Source organism: Sporosarcina sp. ACRSM, assembly GCF_022346545.1.
Taxonomy (GTDB): Bacteria; Bacillota; Bacilli; order Bacillales_A; family Planococcaceae; genus Sporosarcina.
Map to the genome: position 1 here is coordinate 130,116 of NZ_JAKRNU010000004.1, position 15,225 is coordinate 145,340.

At 42.0% G+C, this 15,225-nt stretch carries 15 protein-coding genes and 1 riboswitch; of the genes, 14 read left to right on the forward strand and 1 reads right to left on the reverse strand.

Going from position 1 to position 15,225, the window contains the following annotated elements:
• Position 1: 1 nt before the first annotated feature.
• Complete coding sequence (locus MHZ95_RS07950; RefSeq protein ID WP_239390087.1) at positions 2 to 367, reverse strand: hypothetical protein; 366 nt, start codon at positions 365 to 367, stop codon at positions 2 to 4.
• An 80-nt stretch (positions 368 to 447) separates the two neighbouring features.
• On the opposite strand from MHZ95_RS07950, the gene MHZ95_RS07955 reads away from it, so the two are divergent.
• The 14 genes from MHZ95_RS07955 (at position 448) to MHZ95_RS08020 (ending at position 15,097) form a co-directional block, all read left to right on the forward strand.
• The gene (locus tag MHZ95_RS07955) at positions 448 to 924 is read left to right on the forward strand and encodes an acyl-CoA thioesterase (protein WP_239390088.1); all 477 of its coding nucleotides are present in this window, start codon (positions 448 to 450) and stop codon (positions 922 to 924) included.
• Positions 925 to 1,140: 216 nt separating this feature from the next.
• Positions 1,141 to 1,596, forward strand: coding sequence for a RidA family protein (locus tag MHZ95_RS07960; RefSeq protein WP_239390089.1), 456 nt, complete (start codon positions 1,141 to 1,143; stop codon positions 1,594 to 1,596).
• Positions 1,597 to 1,646: 50 nt separating this feature from the next.
• Positions 1,647 to 2,645, forward strand: coding sequence for an aminopeptidase (locus MHZ95_RS07965; protein ID WP_239390090.1), 999 nt, complete (start codon positions 1,647 to 1,649; stop codon positions 2,643 to 2,645).
• A 140-nt stretch (positions 2,646 to 2,785) separates the two neighbouring features.
• The gene (locus MHZ95_RS07970) at positions 2,786 to 3,796 is read left to right on the forward strand and encodes a TRAP transporter substrate-binding protein (RefSeq protein ID WP_239390091.1); all 1,011 of its coding nucleotides are present in this window, start codon (positions 2,786 to 2,788) and stop codon (positions 3,794 to 3,796) included.
• 19 nt (positions 3,797 to 3,815) lie between these two features.
• Positions 3,816 to 4,310: a TRAP transporter small permease gene (locus MHZ95_RS07975; RefSeq protein ID WP_239390092.1), complete on the forward strand. Its 495-nt coding sequence runs from the start codon at positions 3,816 to 3,818 to the stop codon at positions 4,308 to 4,310.
• The gene (locus MHZ95_RS07980; RefSeq protein WP_239390093.1) at positions 4,307 to 5,614 is read left to right on the forward strand and encodes a TRAP transporter large permease; all 1,308 of its coding nucleotides are present in this window, start codon (positions 4,307 to 4,309) and stop codon (positions 5,612 to 5,614) included. Before MHZ95_RS07975 ends, MHZ95_RS07980 begins: the two co-directional genes overlap by 4 nt.
• Before the next feature lie 186 nt (positions 5,615 to 5,800).
• The gene (gene kdgD / locus MHZ95_RS07985; RefSeq protein WP_239390094.1) at positions 5,801 to 6,730 is read left to right on the forward strand and encodes a 5-dehydro-4-deoxyglucarate dehydratase; all 930 of its coding nucleotides are present in this window, start codon (positions 5,801 to 5,803) and stop codon (positions 6,728 to 6,730) included.
• Between the two features lie 12 nt (positions 6,731 to 6,742).
• Positions 6,743 to 8,209: an alpha-ketoglutaric semialdehyde dehydrogenase GucD gene (gene gucD / locus MHZ95_RS07990; protein WP_239390095.1), complete on the forward strand. Its 1,467-nt coding sequence runs from the start codon at positions 6,743 to 6,745 to the stop codon at positions 8,207 to 8,209.
• A gap of 322 nt (positions 8,210 to 8,531) precedes the next feature.
• Complete coding sequence (locus tag MHZ95_RS07995) at positions 8,532 to 9,479, forward strand: ornithine cyclodeaminase family protein (RefSeq protein WP_239390096.1); 948 nt, start codon at positions 8,532 to 8,534, stop codon at positions 9,477 to 9,479.
• Positions 9,480 to 9,509: 30 nt separating this feature from the next.
• Positions 9,510 to 10,202 (forward strand): FadR/GntR family transcriptional regulator, encoded by a 693-nt coding sequence (locus MHZ95_RS08000; protein ID WP_239390097.1) that lies wholly within the window; start codon positions 9,510 to 9,512, stop codon positions 10,200 to 10,202.
• A gap of 161 nt (positions 10,203 to 10,363) precedes the next feature.
• Positions 10,364 to 10,479, forward strand: a riboswitch (SAM riboswitch).
• Between the two features lie 99 nt (positions 10,480 to 10,578).
• Complete coding sequence (locus tag MHZ95_RS08005; RefSeq protein ID WP_239390098.1) at positions 10,579 to 11,691, forward strand: 5-methyltetrahydropteroyltriglutamate--homocysteine S-methyltransferase; 1,113 nt, start codon at positions 10,579 to 10,581, stop codon at positions 11,689 to 11,691.
• Between the two features lie 38 nt (positions 11,692 to 11,729).
• Entirely contained in the window at positions 11,730 to 12,845 is a 1,116-nt protein-coding gene (locus MHZ95_RS08010) for a 5-methyltetrahydropteroyltriglutamate--homocysteine S-methyltransferase (RefSeq protein WP_239390099.1), read from the forward strand.
• A 626-nt stretch (positions 12,846 to 13,471) separates the two neighbouring features.
• Positions 13,472 to 14,446 carry a ring-cleaving dioxygenase gene (locus tag MHZ95_RS08015; RefSeq protein ID WP_239390100.1) on the forward strand — a complete coding sequence of 325 codons (975 nt, stop codon included), beginning with the start codon at positions 13,472 to 13,474 and terminating at the stop codon, positions 14,444 to 14,446.
• Positions 14,447 to 14,449: 3 nt separating this feature from the next.
• Positions 14,450 to 15,097: an alpha/beta hydrolase gene (locus MHZ95_RS08020; protein ID WP_239390101.1), complete on the forward strand. Its 648-nt coding sequence runs from the start codon at positions 14,450 to 14,452 to the stop codon at positions 15,095 to 15,097.
• Positions 15,098 to 15,225 lie beyond the last annotated feature (128 nt).

A 15,225-nucleotide genomic window follows, 5' to 3' on the forward strand; every position in this document is an offset into this window, starting at 1 on the left:
ATCATTTATTCCAGATTTTCATTAAAAAATTGGTTGCCCATTCATAGCAAGACGAAGCGATAAAAAGCACAACGATCAGATAAGCATAGCGAAGAAAAACGGGGATATTGTGTTCTTTCATGAAGCTGGCGGAAGCAATTATAATAATGGCTAGCACAGCGATCAATAAGATAAACAGACCAACTTGCATAACCAGCTTGGGAATAGGTGTGGTTCGGATTGTATTCCGAAACTTCACCGCTTTAATTAAGAGAAAAGAAAATAAAACAATCCAAAGGTATTCCTTTGCTATAAAAAATAAGATAATTCCCGAGAATACGAGGAGCCAAGTGAATTTTTCATATTGCGTGTCGATGAATTTTAGCATGGTAAATCTCCTTGTAGGGTCTATACTATATGTATGGAACGATTAACTATATTTTTACATGTTACGGAGGAGAAGGTCAAATGACGGAAAGTAGACCGATGAGCCAATCACGCACCATCCAGACAAAACTGGTATTGCCGCAGGATTCGAATCATTTGCAAACGATTTTCGGAGGGAAGGTGCTTGCCTATATTGACGAACTTGCCGCAATCACAGCCATGAAGCATTCCAACAAGGCAGTTGTCACTGCCTCGATCGACTCAGTCGACTTCCTCTCATCTGCTCATGTAGGGGACATCCTTGAACTCGAAGCAATCGTCAGTTCTACGGGCCGTACCTCAATGGAAGTGTTTGTAACTGTCCAGTCCATAAATCCAATTTTAGGTGAAACAAAACGGACAACCGAAGCATTCTTAACGATGGTTGCGATGGATGAAAACAATAAACCGGCACCGATTCCTGCCGTTTTTCCTGAATCGGAAGATGAAAAGAGTTTGTTCGAAACCGCTGCTGCACGCCGCGCGCATCGAAAGTTGCGTGGAGAGTTGAAGCATTGAATTTAAAAAAAGTCCACAATAATTTGTGGGCTTTTTAAATTTGCAGAATTTAAGTTGATAAATTTTCTTTTTAATTTTCAATTGACTTACTATTCTATTTGTCTTACAATATGATAAAGCGATAATTAGTAAAATACAGAAGATTGGAAAGGGTGGTCAGCCAAAAAAAGTGCGAAGCTAAATATGATATAAGCTTTGTAGAGGGAGGAAACGCTTATGAATTATGAAGAAAAGCTGGAAAGTATGGGCTATAAACTTTCAGGACAAGCAAATAAACGTATATTTGAAGATGGCGTTCGTATTGGCAATTTAATTTTTATATCTGGCAACGCAGCAAAGGTAGATGGGGTCTTAAAGTATCAAGGAATTGTAGGAGATACAGTTTCGATGGAAGAAGCACAAGATGCAGCCAAAATTGCGTTTGTTAATTGTTTAGCTACCGTGCGAAATATGATGGGAAGTCTCAACTCTATTAAAAAAATAGTCAATATAAAAGGTTATGTGGCAAGCACACCAGATTTCATAGAGCAACCGGAAGTGATGAATGAAGTGTCCGCTTTTGCATTAGAAGTGTTCGGTGAAGTAGGGAGACATAGTAGAGTTTCGCTGGGGGCAAGTTCTCTTCCCGGAGGGACTCCTGTAGAAGTTGAAATCATTGTGGAAGTGGAATGAATGGCTTTAAGGAATGGATTTGGAATAAAAATGAAAAGGGGCAATGAACGATGGAAAATGTATTAACAAAAACGAGAAAAGAACTGTTGGAAGATTTACCACTAGGGATTAAACAATTATTTACAAGCATCACGCATTTAAAAGAAGGAGAAAAAGTGCTTGTCATTACCGATGAAAATAAAAAAGAAATCGGAGAATTTGTTTATAAATATGCAAAGGAATTCTTTGAAACGACTTTGATGGTGATGCCGACAAGAGAAGGACATGGGGCTGAACCGACTGAAGCTGTACGGGCAGCAATGAACAATTGCGATGTGGCTTTTGGTGCGACAACTTATTCGATGTACCATTCAAAAGCGCGTTTGGATGCAAGTAAAAATGGCCGCCTTCGTTGGATCGGACTTCAAGATTATGCGCTACATATGTTTGAAAAAGGCGGATTAACAGCGGATTTTGATGAGGTTACAGAAGTGGTTAACCGGGTGGCACCTCATTATAAAGGAAAAACATTTACACTGACTGCTCCTGGCGGCACACATATGGTTTGCAGCATAGAAGGAAGAGAACCTGTATTGGACCATGGTACAGCAACTGTGCCTGGAGCTGCTTCGTTTCCTCCTAACGCAGAAGTTGCCCTAGGTCCGGTTGAAGGAACTGCCAATGGTGTATTAGTGTTTGACGGAAGTATTCCTCATCCATTATTAAACCTTATTGAGGAACCGATCACATGCATCGTCAAAGATGGCTTCATTACAGAAATCCAAGGTGGACGCGAGGCGGATATTTTACGTCAAATGCTGGCGGATTTCAATGATCCGACCGTTTACAATATTGCAGAACTGGGTCTTGGATTGAATAAAGAGAATTTCCTTTGTGGACATATGGCACCTGATGAAGGCTCTTTTGGAAATATCCATATTGGAATCGGAAAGAATTTAAACTTTGGTGGACATGTAAATTCACCGCTCCATCTAGATATGGTCATTAAAACGGTTACTTGTGTAATTGACGATCGAACGATTATGAGAGATGGAGAATTGCTCGTCTAAACAAGTTTCAATCTCTTTCTAGATTATAACCTCTTGGTAGTTAAAGTGTTCGGGAAGAAAAGCCACCTCCACATGCCAAGGGGTTACTCAATAAGATGTTAATCGTAAGCGCTTACAAATCATGATGCAAGGGTGAGGATATGAGAACGATAAGAAGATATTCAGTTGTCATTTTATGCATTTTCTTAATGCTAGCCTTAGCTGGGTGTTCGACTTCAGCGAGCGGTGAAGAAGCAGGGAGTAAACGAATTATTAGTATAGCAACCGTGCAGCCGGACGATCACCCGATCACCATCGGTTTACAAGCCTTTAAGGAATACCTTGAGGAAAAACTCGGAGATCAAGTCGAAGTGAAAATCTTTACCAACGGCGTTATTGGCGGGAATTCCGAAGTACTTGAATTACTGCAAATGGGCTCATTGGACATGGTTGTGACGAGTGGGAGCAATTTAGAAGCATTTGCCGATGAATATAAGATTTTCAGTTTACCGTACTTATTTAATGATGAAGCAAGTTTCCGCAAAGTCATGGAAGATGAAGAATTTGTCAACCAAATTTATAACTCGACGGTCGATAAAGGGATTCAAGGGGTTACTTGGTTTGCCAATGGTGTGAATAATATTTATTCTTCCAAGAAGATTGAAACACCGGAAGATCTCAAAGGCTTGAAAATCCGTGTGCAATCCAGTGAAGCGAATGTGAAAATGGTCCAAGGTTTTAATGCAGCGGCAGTTGTCATGGCATACGGCGAAGTGTATACGGCTTTACAGAATGGTGTCATCGATGCGGGATTGAATCCTGAAATGGCACTTGTGAAGATGAAACATGGAGAGGTTGCCAAATACTATTCCCGGACGGAACATCAGATCTTTACAGATATGTTTGTAGTGAGTACAAAATTCATGGATTCATTGACGGATGAAAAAGAAGTTTTTCAAGAGGCTTTCCAGTTAAGTACACAAGTTGCCAATGAGGAATGGGATAAACAAATTGCAGAGATGATTGATGAAGCAACTGAGATGGGCGTTGAATTTATAACAGTGGACAAAAAACCGTTTGAAGAAATCCAACAACCCGTCAAAGAAGCATTGTTAAAAGGAAACCCAGAACTGCAATCGCTCTATGACCGGGTTCAACAAATCCAGAACTAAATGAAAGAAGAGGATGAAAATGATCAAGGTGAGAAGCATTTTAGATAAGGTACTAGCCGCGCTATGTGCTTTGTTTTTAGCTATCATGACGATTCTTGCAACGTATCAAGTGGTGACACGCTATGTCTTTAAAAATCCGAGCACAATGTCAGAAGACCTATTGAGCTTCTCTTTTGTCTGGGTATCCTTGCTTGGCACTGCGCTCGTTTTTGGGCAGAAAGATCATATGAGATTGTCCATTATCCCGGATAAGTTAACAGGAGCTGGAGGGCTCGTATTATCGATTTTTACAGAATTACTAATTATGGTCATTGCAGTCATTGTTTTTCTAGTCGGAGGAAAAGATTTTGTAGGAGTGGGTGCGATCCAAGTTTCTCCCACTTTAAATATTACGTTGGATTGGATCTATGTAATTCTCCCAATCAGTGGTATTTTGATCATCGTTTACAACCTATTAAATATCATTCAAGCCATCCAAAAATTTAATGAAAGTGGAAAGGAGGAATTCCAATGAGTGTAGCGGCTTCAGCAGCTTTATTGATCCTTGTAACAATTGTTGTTCTATTAATCATCGGAATACCGATTGGTGTCACGTTAGTTGTGGCATCCATACTCGCCATTACGCAGTCATTAGGCTTTTCGGCAGCGGTTCCTTCATCTGCGTTGAAAATGTTTCAAGGGATTAATATTTTCACCTTATTGGCAATTCCTTTCTTTATCTTAGCCGGAAATATAATGAATAAAGGGGGAATTGCTCTTCGTCTCATTAATTTTGCAACAGCATTGACGGGGAGAATTCCGGGCTCTTTAGCGCATACGAATGTCGTGGCAAATATGTTGTTCGGGTCCGTGTCCGGTTCAGGGACAGCGGCGGTATCTGCAATGGGGACCATTATGAGCCCTATTCAGAAAAAGAAAGGGTATGATAGCGACTTCACTGCTGCTATTAACATCGCCACAGCACCGACAGGACTCTTAATCCCTCCAAGTACAGCTTTAATCACTTATGCATTGATCAGCGGGGGGACTTCAGTGGCAGCCCTTTTCCTTGGGGGCGTAATCCCAGGCATCCTATGGGGAGTAAGCTGTATGGTGGTCGCTTATTTTTATACAAAAAAGAAAGGCTACGTCGATAAAAAAGCGATTACTTTTAAGGAATTTATAAAAGTTACTTTGGAGGCAATTCCTAGCTTATTGTTGATCATTATCGTCATCGGCGGCATAGTTGGCGGTATTTTTACAGCGACAGAAAGTGCTGCAATCGCAGTCGTTTATAGTTTATTGTTATCAACTATTTTTTATAAAACATTAAAAATGAAAGAGTTATATGACATTTTAGTTGAGAGTGCAAAGCTGTCAGCGATTATTATGTTTTTGATTGGAGCGTCCAATATTATGGGCTGGGTCATGTCATTTACAGGAATCCCTAACCTGATGGCGGATGTCATTTTAGGTATTTCGGACAATCCAATCATTATTTTGCTCGCCATCAATATTTTATTGTTATTTGTCGGTACATTTATGGATCTTACGCCTGCCATTTTAATTTTCACACCAATTTTGCTTCCAGTCTGCATGGCATTGGGAATGACGCCTTTGCATTTCGGCATTATGCTCACATTCAATCTTTGTATCGGAACGATTACACCGCCTGTCGGGAATATTCTATTTGCCGGTATTAAAGTGGCCGATCGAAAACTGGAAAGGGTTATGCCGCATTTATTGCGATTTTACGGGGCGATTTTCGTCGTGCTTATGTTGATCACTTATATGCCATGGTTCTCATCATTTTTACCAGCATTGGCTGGCTACCGTTAATCCGATTTATTCAGGTGAGCTTAGCTATTCGCTAAGTTCATTTTTCTTTTATGTTCCTACTCGTTTTTATGGGGAATTGAGCTTTATTATCAGAATAGATTAAAATATAATTTGACAGACTAATTTAATTGTCTTACAATAAAACATATAGAAATTGATTACAATATTTTGAAGGGTGGAATTTACATGACAACGAAGAAGAGACAGTCACCGAAAGGGATTTTAGGATTTCCGGTTGCACCAATGGATGCTGAAGGGAAATTGGATTTAGAAGGACTGGGGAAGAATATTGAGTTTTTAATTGAAGAAGGCCTGTCTTCCATTTTTGTCGCTTGTGGGGCTGGCGAATTTCATGCAGTAAGCAATGAGGAATATAGAGCGATGGTGGAAGTGGCTGTTGAGAAGACGAAAGGGAAAGTTCCTCTCTATACAGGTGTTGGCGGAAACATCACACATGCGTTGGAGCAGGCGAAAATTTCCGAAGAACTTGGCGCAGAAGGGTATTTGATTTTACCACCGTATTTGATCGACCCTTCACAAGATGGCATTTACAATTATTTGAAAGAAATCATCCAAAGCACGGACTTGAATGCAATCGTCTACCAGCGTGATAACTGTATTTTTGAGGCGGCAACACTTCAAAAATTATGCGAACTGCCACAGCTTGTCGGCTATAAAGATGGCATCGGGAATATGGAAAAGAACGTGGAATTTACACATCTGATTGGGGATCGGTTGGAGTGGATCAATGGTATGCCGTTAGCAGAAGTGACAATGGCGGCGTATGTGAACTTAGGGTTTACATCGTATTCCTCAGCGATTTCAAATTATATCCCTCATATTTCAGCCAAGTATTACGAGGCACTGCTCAGCGGCAATAAAGATTTGGTGAATGAATTATATGAAGATGTCATTTTCCCGATTCATCGTATTCGCCAACAGAAGAAGGGCTATGCAGTTTCGCTTATCAAGGCTGGTATGAACATCGTAGGGCTTCCGGTAACAACGAATGTCCGTGCGCCGATAGCACCGGTTGAAGAAGCACATTACGAAGAGTTGAAAGGCATTATTGAAAAGGCATTGGCAAAGTATCCTGCGAAAGTGGCAGCAGTTTAAGAGGAGGACATGATGACAACGACGACAGAAGTAAAAACAACAACCTTCTTGAATTATATTGACGGTGAATGGATCGCGTCTGAAACGGGGAAGACAGGTGAAAGCAAAAATCCGGCGCGCAAGGACGAAGTGGTTGGCACTTATCAATTATCCAACAGCAATGATTTTGACAAGGCTGCTACAGCAGCAAGAAAAGCACAAAAAGCATGGCGCAAACTAGCTGGAAGTGTACGGGGCGATTATTTATTGAAAGCGGCGTCCATTATGGAAGAGCGAATCGATGATATCGCGACAGCGATGACGCTTGAAATGGGGAAGACATTCCCGGAAGCGAAAGGTGAAACGGCACGTGGCGTAGCCATTTTACGTTATTTTGCGGGCGAAGGGATGCGTTCGGTGGGTGATGTCATTCCATCGACAGACAGCGAAGCGTTGATGTTCACGACGAGAGTGCCTTTGGGAGTTGTCGGTGTCATCACGCCTTGGAACTTCCCGGTAGCCATCCCGATGTGGAAAATGGCACCGGCTCTCGTTTATGGCAATACAGTCGTGCTAAAGCCGGCCAGTGAAACAGCGGTGACGAGTGCGAAGATCATCGAATGTTTACATGATGCAGGCATTCCCGCTGGTGTCGTGAACATGGTGACGGGTTCAGGCGCTTTGATTGGAACCGAAATGGCGAACCATCAAGAAATCGATGCCATTACGTTTACAGGTTCCAATACAGTTGGGAAGCAATTGGCACAAATCGCTGTATCAAGAGGGATTAAATATCAACTTGAAATGGGCGGGAAAAACCCTGTCATCGTTGCCAATGACGCGGATTTGGAGTTGGCTGTTGAAGCGACAATTAGCGGCGGGTTAAAATCATCCGGTCAAAAATGTACTGCAACGAGCCGTGTCATCGTTCAACAAGATATTTACGAGGCATTTAAAGAGAGATTGCTTGCAGAAGTGGCAAAAATTACGGTCGGAGACGGCATGGACGCAGGCACATGGATGGGGCCGAGCGCAAGCCAAGGACAGTTGGATACCGTTCTTTCCGCGATTGAAAAAGGGAAAGCTGAAGGGGCGACACTTCTTCTTGGTGGAAATGAAGTGCAAAAGGATGGGTTGAATGGCTACTTCGTGGAGCCGACTGTCTTTGAAAACGTGACTGCTGACATGGCGCTTGCAAGAGAAGAAATTTTTGGTCCAGTGCTTGCACTGATGAAAGTGGAAACGATCGAAGAAGCGCTTGAATTGGCAAATGACTCGGAATATGGACTAAGTGCTTCCATTTTCACGACAAGTATTGGCCATATGCTGTCGTTCATCAATGAAATGGATGCAGGTTTGGTACGCATCAATGCCGAAAGTGCAGGAGTTGAACTGCAAGCTCCATTCGGCGGCATGAAGCAATCCAGTTCCCATTCCCGTGAGCAAGGGCAAGCGGCAAAAGAATTTTATACGGCAATTAAAACGGTGTTCATCAAATAAGATGAAGGAGCGGGAGTTATGCGATAACAAGCTTAACTCCTTGTTTCGATAAGTAGGGAACCATTGCAAAACAGACCAGCGAAAATCGTTGGTCTCTCTTCTGTTTATCTTCATTCAGCAGAAGACTCCCGCCTCCAAAGGTGGCGAGATGAATGCGTTTTGGTTTACTGTTCAGCGGGTGTTCAAACGCCTGCTGAACGAAGATAAAGCCTCCGGCGGATGTCACAGATTTTGAAAGGAGTCAATTGCGCAAGCGCAATTCAAAATCTCGACGCAATCACGCCGAGGCGTGATTGATAATGATGTTTGGGAGGGAATCATAATGCGTTTCATTGACGAACAAGAAATTAGAAGTTTGGTGACCGTGAAAGAGATTATCGATACAATCGAAGACTATTATCTGAATGATGGCGAGAAAAGGTCGCTCGTTCCAGAACGGTTATTCATCAATGATGCCGATAACTCTGCGCTTTTAATGCCTTCTTTTTATGAAAATTATTACGGGGCAAAAGTGATTGGGATCGCACCGGGAAATGCTGCAATTGGGGAAGCGACGTTGCGTGGCATTTTTCTGTTGAATGACAGGCAAACGATGAAACCGCTTGCGATATTGGATGCGCGGACGATTACAGCGATGCGGACCGGTGCTGTTAGCGGCCTGGGGATGAAATACTTGGTGGCCAATGATACGGATACCATTGGTGTGATTGGTACGGGCGACCAAGGATGGAGTCATTTGGAGGCGGCATGCGCTGTCAGACAAATTAAACGGGTTTTGGTGTATAATCGTAGTCAGGAAAGACTTCATCCGTTTATGGAGAAAGCGAAGAAGGCATTTCCATCGATCCGCTTTGAAATTTCAAATCCAGAAACGATTTTGACAGAAGCACAACTGATCATTACAACAACGACGTCAATCGATCCAGTCCTTCCTTATGACGGCAAGGTGGATTTGACTGGAAAGCATTTTGCAGGATCGGGGGCATTCAAATCTTTCATGCAGGAAATTCCCGACACAATTATCAAGGAAGTGGACCATCTCTATGTTGATACGCACGCGGCATTTTCCGAGTGTGGTGAACTGATGAACGCCAGGGCATTGGGACATAGTGAGAAGACGGTTCCCGAACTGAAAAGCCTTGTACAAGGCGGGGAAAATGAGGAAATGAAGCGAAAAACGACCCTTTTCAAATCGGTTGGTGTCTCGATTTTTGATATTCTGACTGCGAAATTGGTCTATGAACGAATGACAAGCCGTATTCGCATGTAAAAACCAGTAAGGGAAGAAAGGAGGGTTTGGATGAAAGAATATAAAATGGACACAGTCCGCAGAAGCACGCTTTCCCAACAAGTGTTGGAACAGATTGTCCAACTGCTTATGAGTGGACAATTGAGACCGGGCGATAAATTGCCGGCGGAAATGACGCTGATGGAACAATTTGATGTGAGCCGACCCGTTTTACGGGAAGCGCTCAGTTCATTGGAAACATTAGAAATCATTACGAGAAAACCGCGCGGGGGTACATATGTCAATGAAAGAGTCGGTAGCAATCCATTCAAAGTGATGCTTGCCTTATCGATCAATAACGTTTCCGCTGTCATTGAAGCACGTATGACGTTGGAGTTAGGGCTTGTTACGATTGCCGCTGAAAAAATATCGGACGAGCAACTGGAGCAACTGAAGGAAACGATTGATAGTATCCAAGCCAATCCAGATAGCGACTATGGTCGATTAGACAAGGAATTCCATCGCATCATCGCACAAAGCGCAAACAATCCAGTCGTTGAAGGGATGATTGAATCATTGCTAATCGCCCATGAAAAAACGGATAGCCTCATTCCTTTTCGTGAGCCTGGCGTCACCGTGGAACATCATTTAGGGATTTACGAAGCGCTTAAAAACAGAGATCCTTACGCAGCCTTTCAACAGATGTATAAGCATTTGAGCTTTGTCAGGAAAAAACTACTGGATGATCTGGAAAAAGAACAATGAGAGAAAAGTCCGCACTGGCTGCGGGCTTTTTAATGTTGGAGTGTTGTTTCATTTGCAGAAAACGTTGTACAAAACCAAATAGTCCAAACATTTATTGATTTCACTATTGACATTCTATTCTATTACCTGTATTGTAGTATCTATCAACCGAATACGTAACTTTCTTATCGAGAGAGGTGGAGGGACTGGCCCTTTGATACCTCAGCAACAGACTTCTATGAAGTACTGTGCTAATTCCAGAAGCTATGGCATCTTGCCGTGGGCTTGAAGATAAGGAGAGAATCTAGCGAAATTGCCAAAACCTCTTCTTATCATGGAAGGGGTTTTTTTATATCCCTTAACCCCTTAAAAAACAACTAGAAAGAAGGAATAGACAATGACAAACCAAACAAAGATAGTAGCGACAGCACCATTTAGAGCCGATCATGTAGGAAGTTTATTGCGACCGGCAAATTTACATACAGCACGCGCCGAGTTCAAAGAAGGCGAAATTTCTGCGGAGCAATTGCGCGAAGTGGAGACGCAAGAAATTAAGCGCATCGTGGAGAAGCAACTTGAAGTGGGCCTGGAAGTGGTGACGGATGGTGAGTTCAGACGGACTTGGTGGCACTTCGACTTTTTGGAGCATTTGAATGGCATCGAAGGCTATGTTTCTGAGAAAGGTCGCCCGTTCCAAGGAATTGAAACAGAGCGGTACAATGTACGCAATACCGGAAAAATTTCCTTCAATCCGGATCATCCTTTCATCAAAGATTTTATCGAGCTCAATGAAATTGTAGATGGACGTGCAGTGGTGAAGCAGACGATTCCGAGTCCGAATCAGCTGTTCCCGAGTGAAATCCGCAACAGAGAAATTTACCCGAATATCGAGGATTACGCGAACGATGTCATTCAAGCGTACAGGGATGCGGTGAAGGCATTTTATGATGCGGGTGTCCGTTATTTGCAGTTTGACGATGTCTATATCGCGGGGCTGTCAGCGGAAAAGCTACCACATAGTGATGATGAATTTACTAGGGAAGAATTAATCGATTTGGCATTGCGTGTCGTAAACGGTGTGTTGGAGGACAAGCCAGAAGATTTGATTGTCACAACGCATTTATGCCGTGGGAACTACAGATCGACTTGGTCATTTGAGGGCAGCTATGCGCATATTGCACCGACTTTATTTGCCAAAGAAAAGGTGGACGGTTTCTTCTTGGAGTATGATGACGACCGTTCAGGCGACTTCGGACCGCTTGCACATATTCCGAACGGCGGTGCGAAAGTTATTCTAGGTGTTGTGACATCGAAAAGTGGCGAAGTGGAAGACAAAGAATTGATCAAAACGCGCATTGAAGAAGCAACGCAATACGTACCACTGGAACAATTATGCCTGAGCCCGCAATGTGGCTTCTCTTCCACGCATCATGGTAATGAGCTGACGGAAGAACAGCAGTGGGCGAAGTTGAAATTCATCGTGGATGTCGCGAAGGAAGTTTGGGGATAAGACTACATTAGATTATAAATGAAAAGGGGAAAAATACGATGACAAACAAAACGACTACAGCCATACAAGCACCTTTCAGAGCAGATCATGTAGGAAGCCTCCTTCGTCCAGAAAACTTACACGAAGCGCGGAAAGAATTCAAAGAAGGCAAAATCACGGCTGAACAATTGCGTGAAGTGGAAACACAGGAAATCAAACGCATTGTCGACAAACAAATTGAAGTCGGATTGGAAGTTGTTACAGACGGCGAATTCAGACGCACTTGGTGGCACTTGGATTTCATGGAGCATTTGAATGGATTTGAAGGCTATGTACCGGAGACAGGTTACAAATTTGATGGGGTTGAAACGGAAAGATACAATGTCCGAAACACAGGCAAGATTTCCTTTAATCCGGATCATCCATTCATTAAAGACTTCGTTGAGTTCAATGAAATCGTCGGCGGTCGTGCCGTAGCGAAACAAACGATTCCAAGTCCAAACCAATTTTTCAATGCAGGAATCCGTGATGTGAATATTTACCCGGATCTCGAAGAGTACGCAAAAGATGTTATTCAGGCGTATCGCGATGCGCTGCATGCATTTTACGAAGCAGGCGTGCGCTACTTGCAATTGGATGATGTGTACATTGCGGGACTTTCTTCTACGTCCATTCCTTGGCGACAGGACGAGGCATATTCAAGAGAACAACTGATTGACCTGGCGCTCCGCGTCATCAATGGCGTATTGGAAGGCAAGCCGGAAGATTTAGTGGTCACAACGCATCTATGCCGCGGCAACTACCAATCGACATGGGCGTTCGAAGGAAGTTATGCACTCATTGCACCAACTTTATTGGCAAAAGAAAAAGTGGACGGTTTCTTCTTGGAGTACGATGACGACCGTTCAGGAGATTTCAAACCGTTGGAACATATTCCGAACGGCGGCGCAAAAGTCGTGCTTGGCGTTGTGACATCGAAAAACGGTGAAGTGGAAGGTAAAGAAGCGATCAAAGCGCGCATTCAAGAAGCGACGCAATACGTACCGCTTGAGCAACTATGCCTGAGCCCGCAATGCGGATTCGCTTCTACACACCACGGTAATAAACTGACGGAAGAACAACAATGGGAGAAATTGAAATTCATCGTAGATGTAGCAAAAGAAGTTTGGGGATAAATGATAAGATGGGCAAAGCTTACGTGTGTAGGCTTTGCTTTTTTTATTTCCACGCATCGTTGTGGATAAGATGGTGGATTGTTATTTTACATTTTCAATTACCCACATGTGGATAAGTTGATTTCCTAATCTAGATTAATCTGTCGCTCGAAAAACTTATGTACATAAAGAAAAGGTCCTTGCACAGAGATACAGACAAGGACCTTTCTCTTTGTTAGTGTAAATCAATAATAATCGGCTCCATATCCTCTGTTTCTACACCTTTAAAAGACCTTTTCATTAACTATATCGAAGCTTGTCGTTTAAACCTCTCAAATGTTTTAAGACGCACAATTGAAATTTCATTAATATTTCCACTGATTTCTCAAGTGTATAAGAAGATGAACAGATTTGTTCAATAATAAAAATAAGGTTTTATAGCTAATTTTCTTTCTTAATCTAAGGGAAATTAGTCTTTTAAATTAATTTAAACTTCAAATACAATCATTTCTAGCAAAAAAGTCCAGAAGAACAAAATTAATTGGTGTTATTTTGCCGTTTAATTCTATTTTTATGGTAGATATAATAAAAAGCATCAACAGTTATTAGATAATGTTGAAATTTCAGAAAAGATGAGAGGGATTAAAATGGACCATTTAATTAGAGGAATTCATCATGTTACATCGGGGGTAGGAGCTGCACAAGAAGATATAAACTTCTTTGCTGAGATCGTTGGACAAAGAATGGTAAAGCAAACAGTATTATTTGATGGAGAACTACCAATTTACCATTTATACTATGGAAACCGTGATGCCCAAGTGGGAACAATTATGACAACGTTTCCATACAAACAAGCTGGAATCCGTGCAAGAAAAGGTTCAGGGCAAGTGAAAATCACTTCATACACAGCCCCGGAATCATCATTAGAATTTTGGTTGAAACATTTTGATAAACACGGCATAGAGCATGGCAAAATCGAGACAAGATTTGGTCAAAAAAGGGTACACTTTTATCATCCAACTGGTTTAGAATTTGAAATCGTTGGCGACGACAGTGATGAAAGAAACGGATGGACAACAGATGAAATCTCTGAAAATGATGCTGTACGCGGCTTTCATAGCGTGACAATGTCAGTCAGGGAAATCGGAGAGCAATCACGCTTTCTTCAGGAAGCTCTAGGTTTTAAAATGACAGGGCAGGACGGAAATTATTATCAGTTTGAAACTGGAAAAGGAGGAGCTCAAAAAACAGTTTACCTAGTTCATGAACCAGATGTTCCTCAAGGAAGCTGGATTTTGGGAGAAGGAACTGTCCACCACGTAGCTTTTGCTGTACAAAATGATGAAGCTGCTCAAAAAGTAAAACTTCATTTGGAAGGCCTAGGTTATACAGATGCATCGGAAATTAAAGACCGGAACTACTTCCACTCTGTATATGTTCGCTCTCCTGGCGGTATTTTATGTGAAATTGCTACAAGTGATATTGGGTTTGCAATTGATGAACCTATGGAGGAGTTAGGAAGCAACAAACTACTTCCGCCCTGGAAGGAAGCAGATCGTGAACAAATCTTAGCTACACTTGAGCCAATCGTGAATCCACAAATTACGGTAAAGAATTCTTAAATTATGGTAGAGCGTTCAATGAATCCTCACTTAAAAGAGAAAGTTATTAGACGCGGAACCCCCTTAAAAGATAGTAAAGCCATTGTGATCTTGGTCCACGGTCGGGGACAAACAGCTGAAACAATGTTCGAGTTAATTGAACGCATGAATCTAACGGATACGCATTATATTTTGCCACAAGCAGCTGACAATAGTTGGTATCCATATGGATTTATGAAGACGCTTTCAGAAAATGAACCTTATTTAAGCTACTCCCTAGAATGTTATCAAAATTGGCTTAATGAATTATTCGAACAGAATATTTCTCCGAAAATGATTGTTTTGTTAGGATTTTCGCAGGGGGCATGTTTAACAGCGGAATACGCAGTCAGAAATCCGCAACGTTATGGGGGAATTATTCTGTTAACAGGTGGAGTTATTGGACCCGAAGGTACTAGTTGGGAAAAGAACGGCTCTTTTGATGGCACCCCAGTATTTCTTGGATCAAGTGATGTCGACGAATGGGTTCCGGAAAAGAGAGTTCATGAAAGTGCTGACATCTTTCTCGAAATGGGTGGAAACGTCATCAAGCGTATTTACAAGGGAAGGGATCATGTCGTGAATGATGATGAAATTTCCTTTGCAAGAAAAATTATTCAGAATATTATGTAGTTTTAAATTTAATAGATTCCATATCATACAAAACAAGTGGTTTGTATCTAAAAGAATCATAGGATAAACATTCTTCAATGAGAGATTGCTTTAAATCTAATCAAGGCAATCTCTCTATCGTCTTCGGG

Bases quoted from the DNA above. Each gene is read 5' to 3' on its own strand.
- MHZ95_RS07950 (WP_239390087.1), bottom strand. From the start codon at position 367: ATGCTAAAATTCATCGACACGCAATATGAAAAATTCACTTGGCTCCTC.
- MHZ95_RS07955 (WP_239390088.1), top strand. From the start codon at position 448: ATGACGGAAAGTAGACCGATGAGCCAATCACGCACCATCCAGACAAAA.
- MHZ95_RS07960 (WP_239390089.1), top strand. From the start codon at position 1,141: ATGAATTATGAAGAAAAGCTGGAAAGTATGGGCTATAAACTTTCAGGA.
- MHZ95_RS07965 (WP_239390090.1), top strand. From the start codon at position 1,647: ATGGAAAATGTATTAACAAAAACGAGAAAAGAACTGTTGGAAGATTTA.
- MHZ95_RS07970 (WP_239390091.1), top strand. From the start codon at position 2,786: ATGAGAACGATAAGAAGATATTCAGTTGTCATTTTATGCATTTTCTTA.
- MHZ95_RS07975 (WP_239390092.1), top strand. From the start codon at position 3,816: ATGATCAAGGTGAGAAGCATTTTAGATAAGGTACTAGCCGCGCTATGT.
- MHZ95_RS07980 (WP_239390093.1), top strand. From the start codon at position 4,307: ATGAGTGTAGCGGCTTCAGCAGCTTTATTGATCCTTGTAACAATTGTT.
- kdgD (WP_239390094.1), top strand. From the start codon at position 5,801: ATGACAACGAAGAAGAGACAGTCACCGAAAGGGATTTTAGGATTTCCG.
- gucD (WP_239390095.1), top strand. From the start codon at position 6,743: ATGACAACGACGACAGAAGTAAAAACAACAACCTTCTTGAATTATATT.
- MHZ95_RS07995 (WP_239390096.1), top strand. From the start codon at position 8,532: ATGCGTTTCATTGACGAACAAGAAATTAGAAGTTTGGTGACCGTGAAA.
- MHZ95_RS08000 (WP_239390097.1), top strand. From the start codon at position 9,510: ATGAAAGAATATAAAATGGACACAGTCCGCAGAAGCACGCTTTCCCAA.
- MHZ95_RS08005 (WP_239390098.1), top strand. From the start codon at position 10,579: ATGACAAACCAAACAAAGATAGTAGCGACAGCACCATTTAGAGCCGAT.
- MHZ95_RS08010 (WP_239390099.1), top strand. From the start codon at position 11,730: ATGACAAACAAAACGACTACAGCCATACAAGCACCTTTCAGAGCAGAT.
- MHZ95_RS08015 (WP_239390100.1), top strand. From the start codon at position 13,472: ATGGACCATTTAATTAGAGGAATTCATCATGTTACATCGGGGGTAGGA.
- MHZ95_RS08020 (WP_239390101.1), top strand. From the start codon at position 14,450: ATGGTAGAGCGTTCAATGAATCCTCACTTAAAAGAGAAAGTTATTAGA.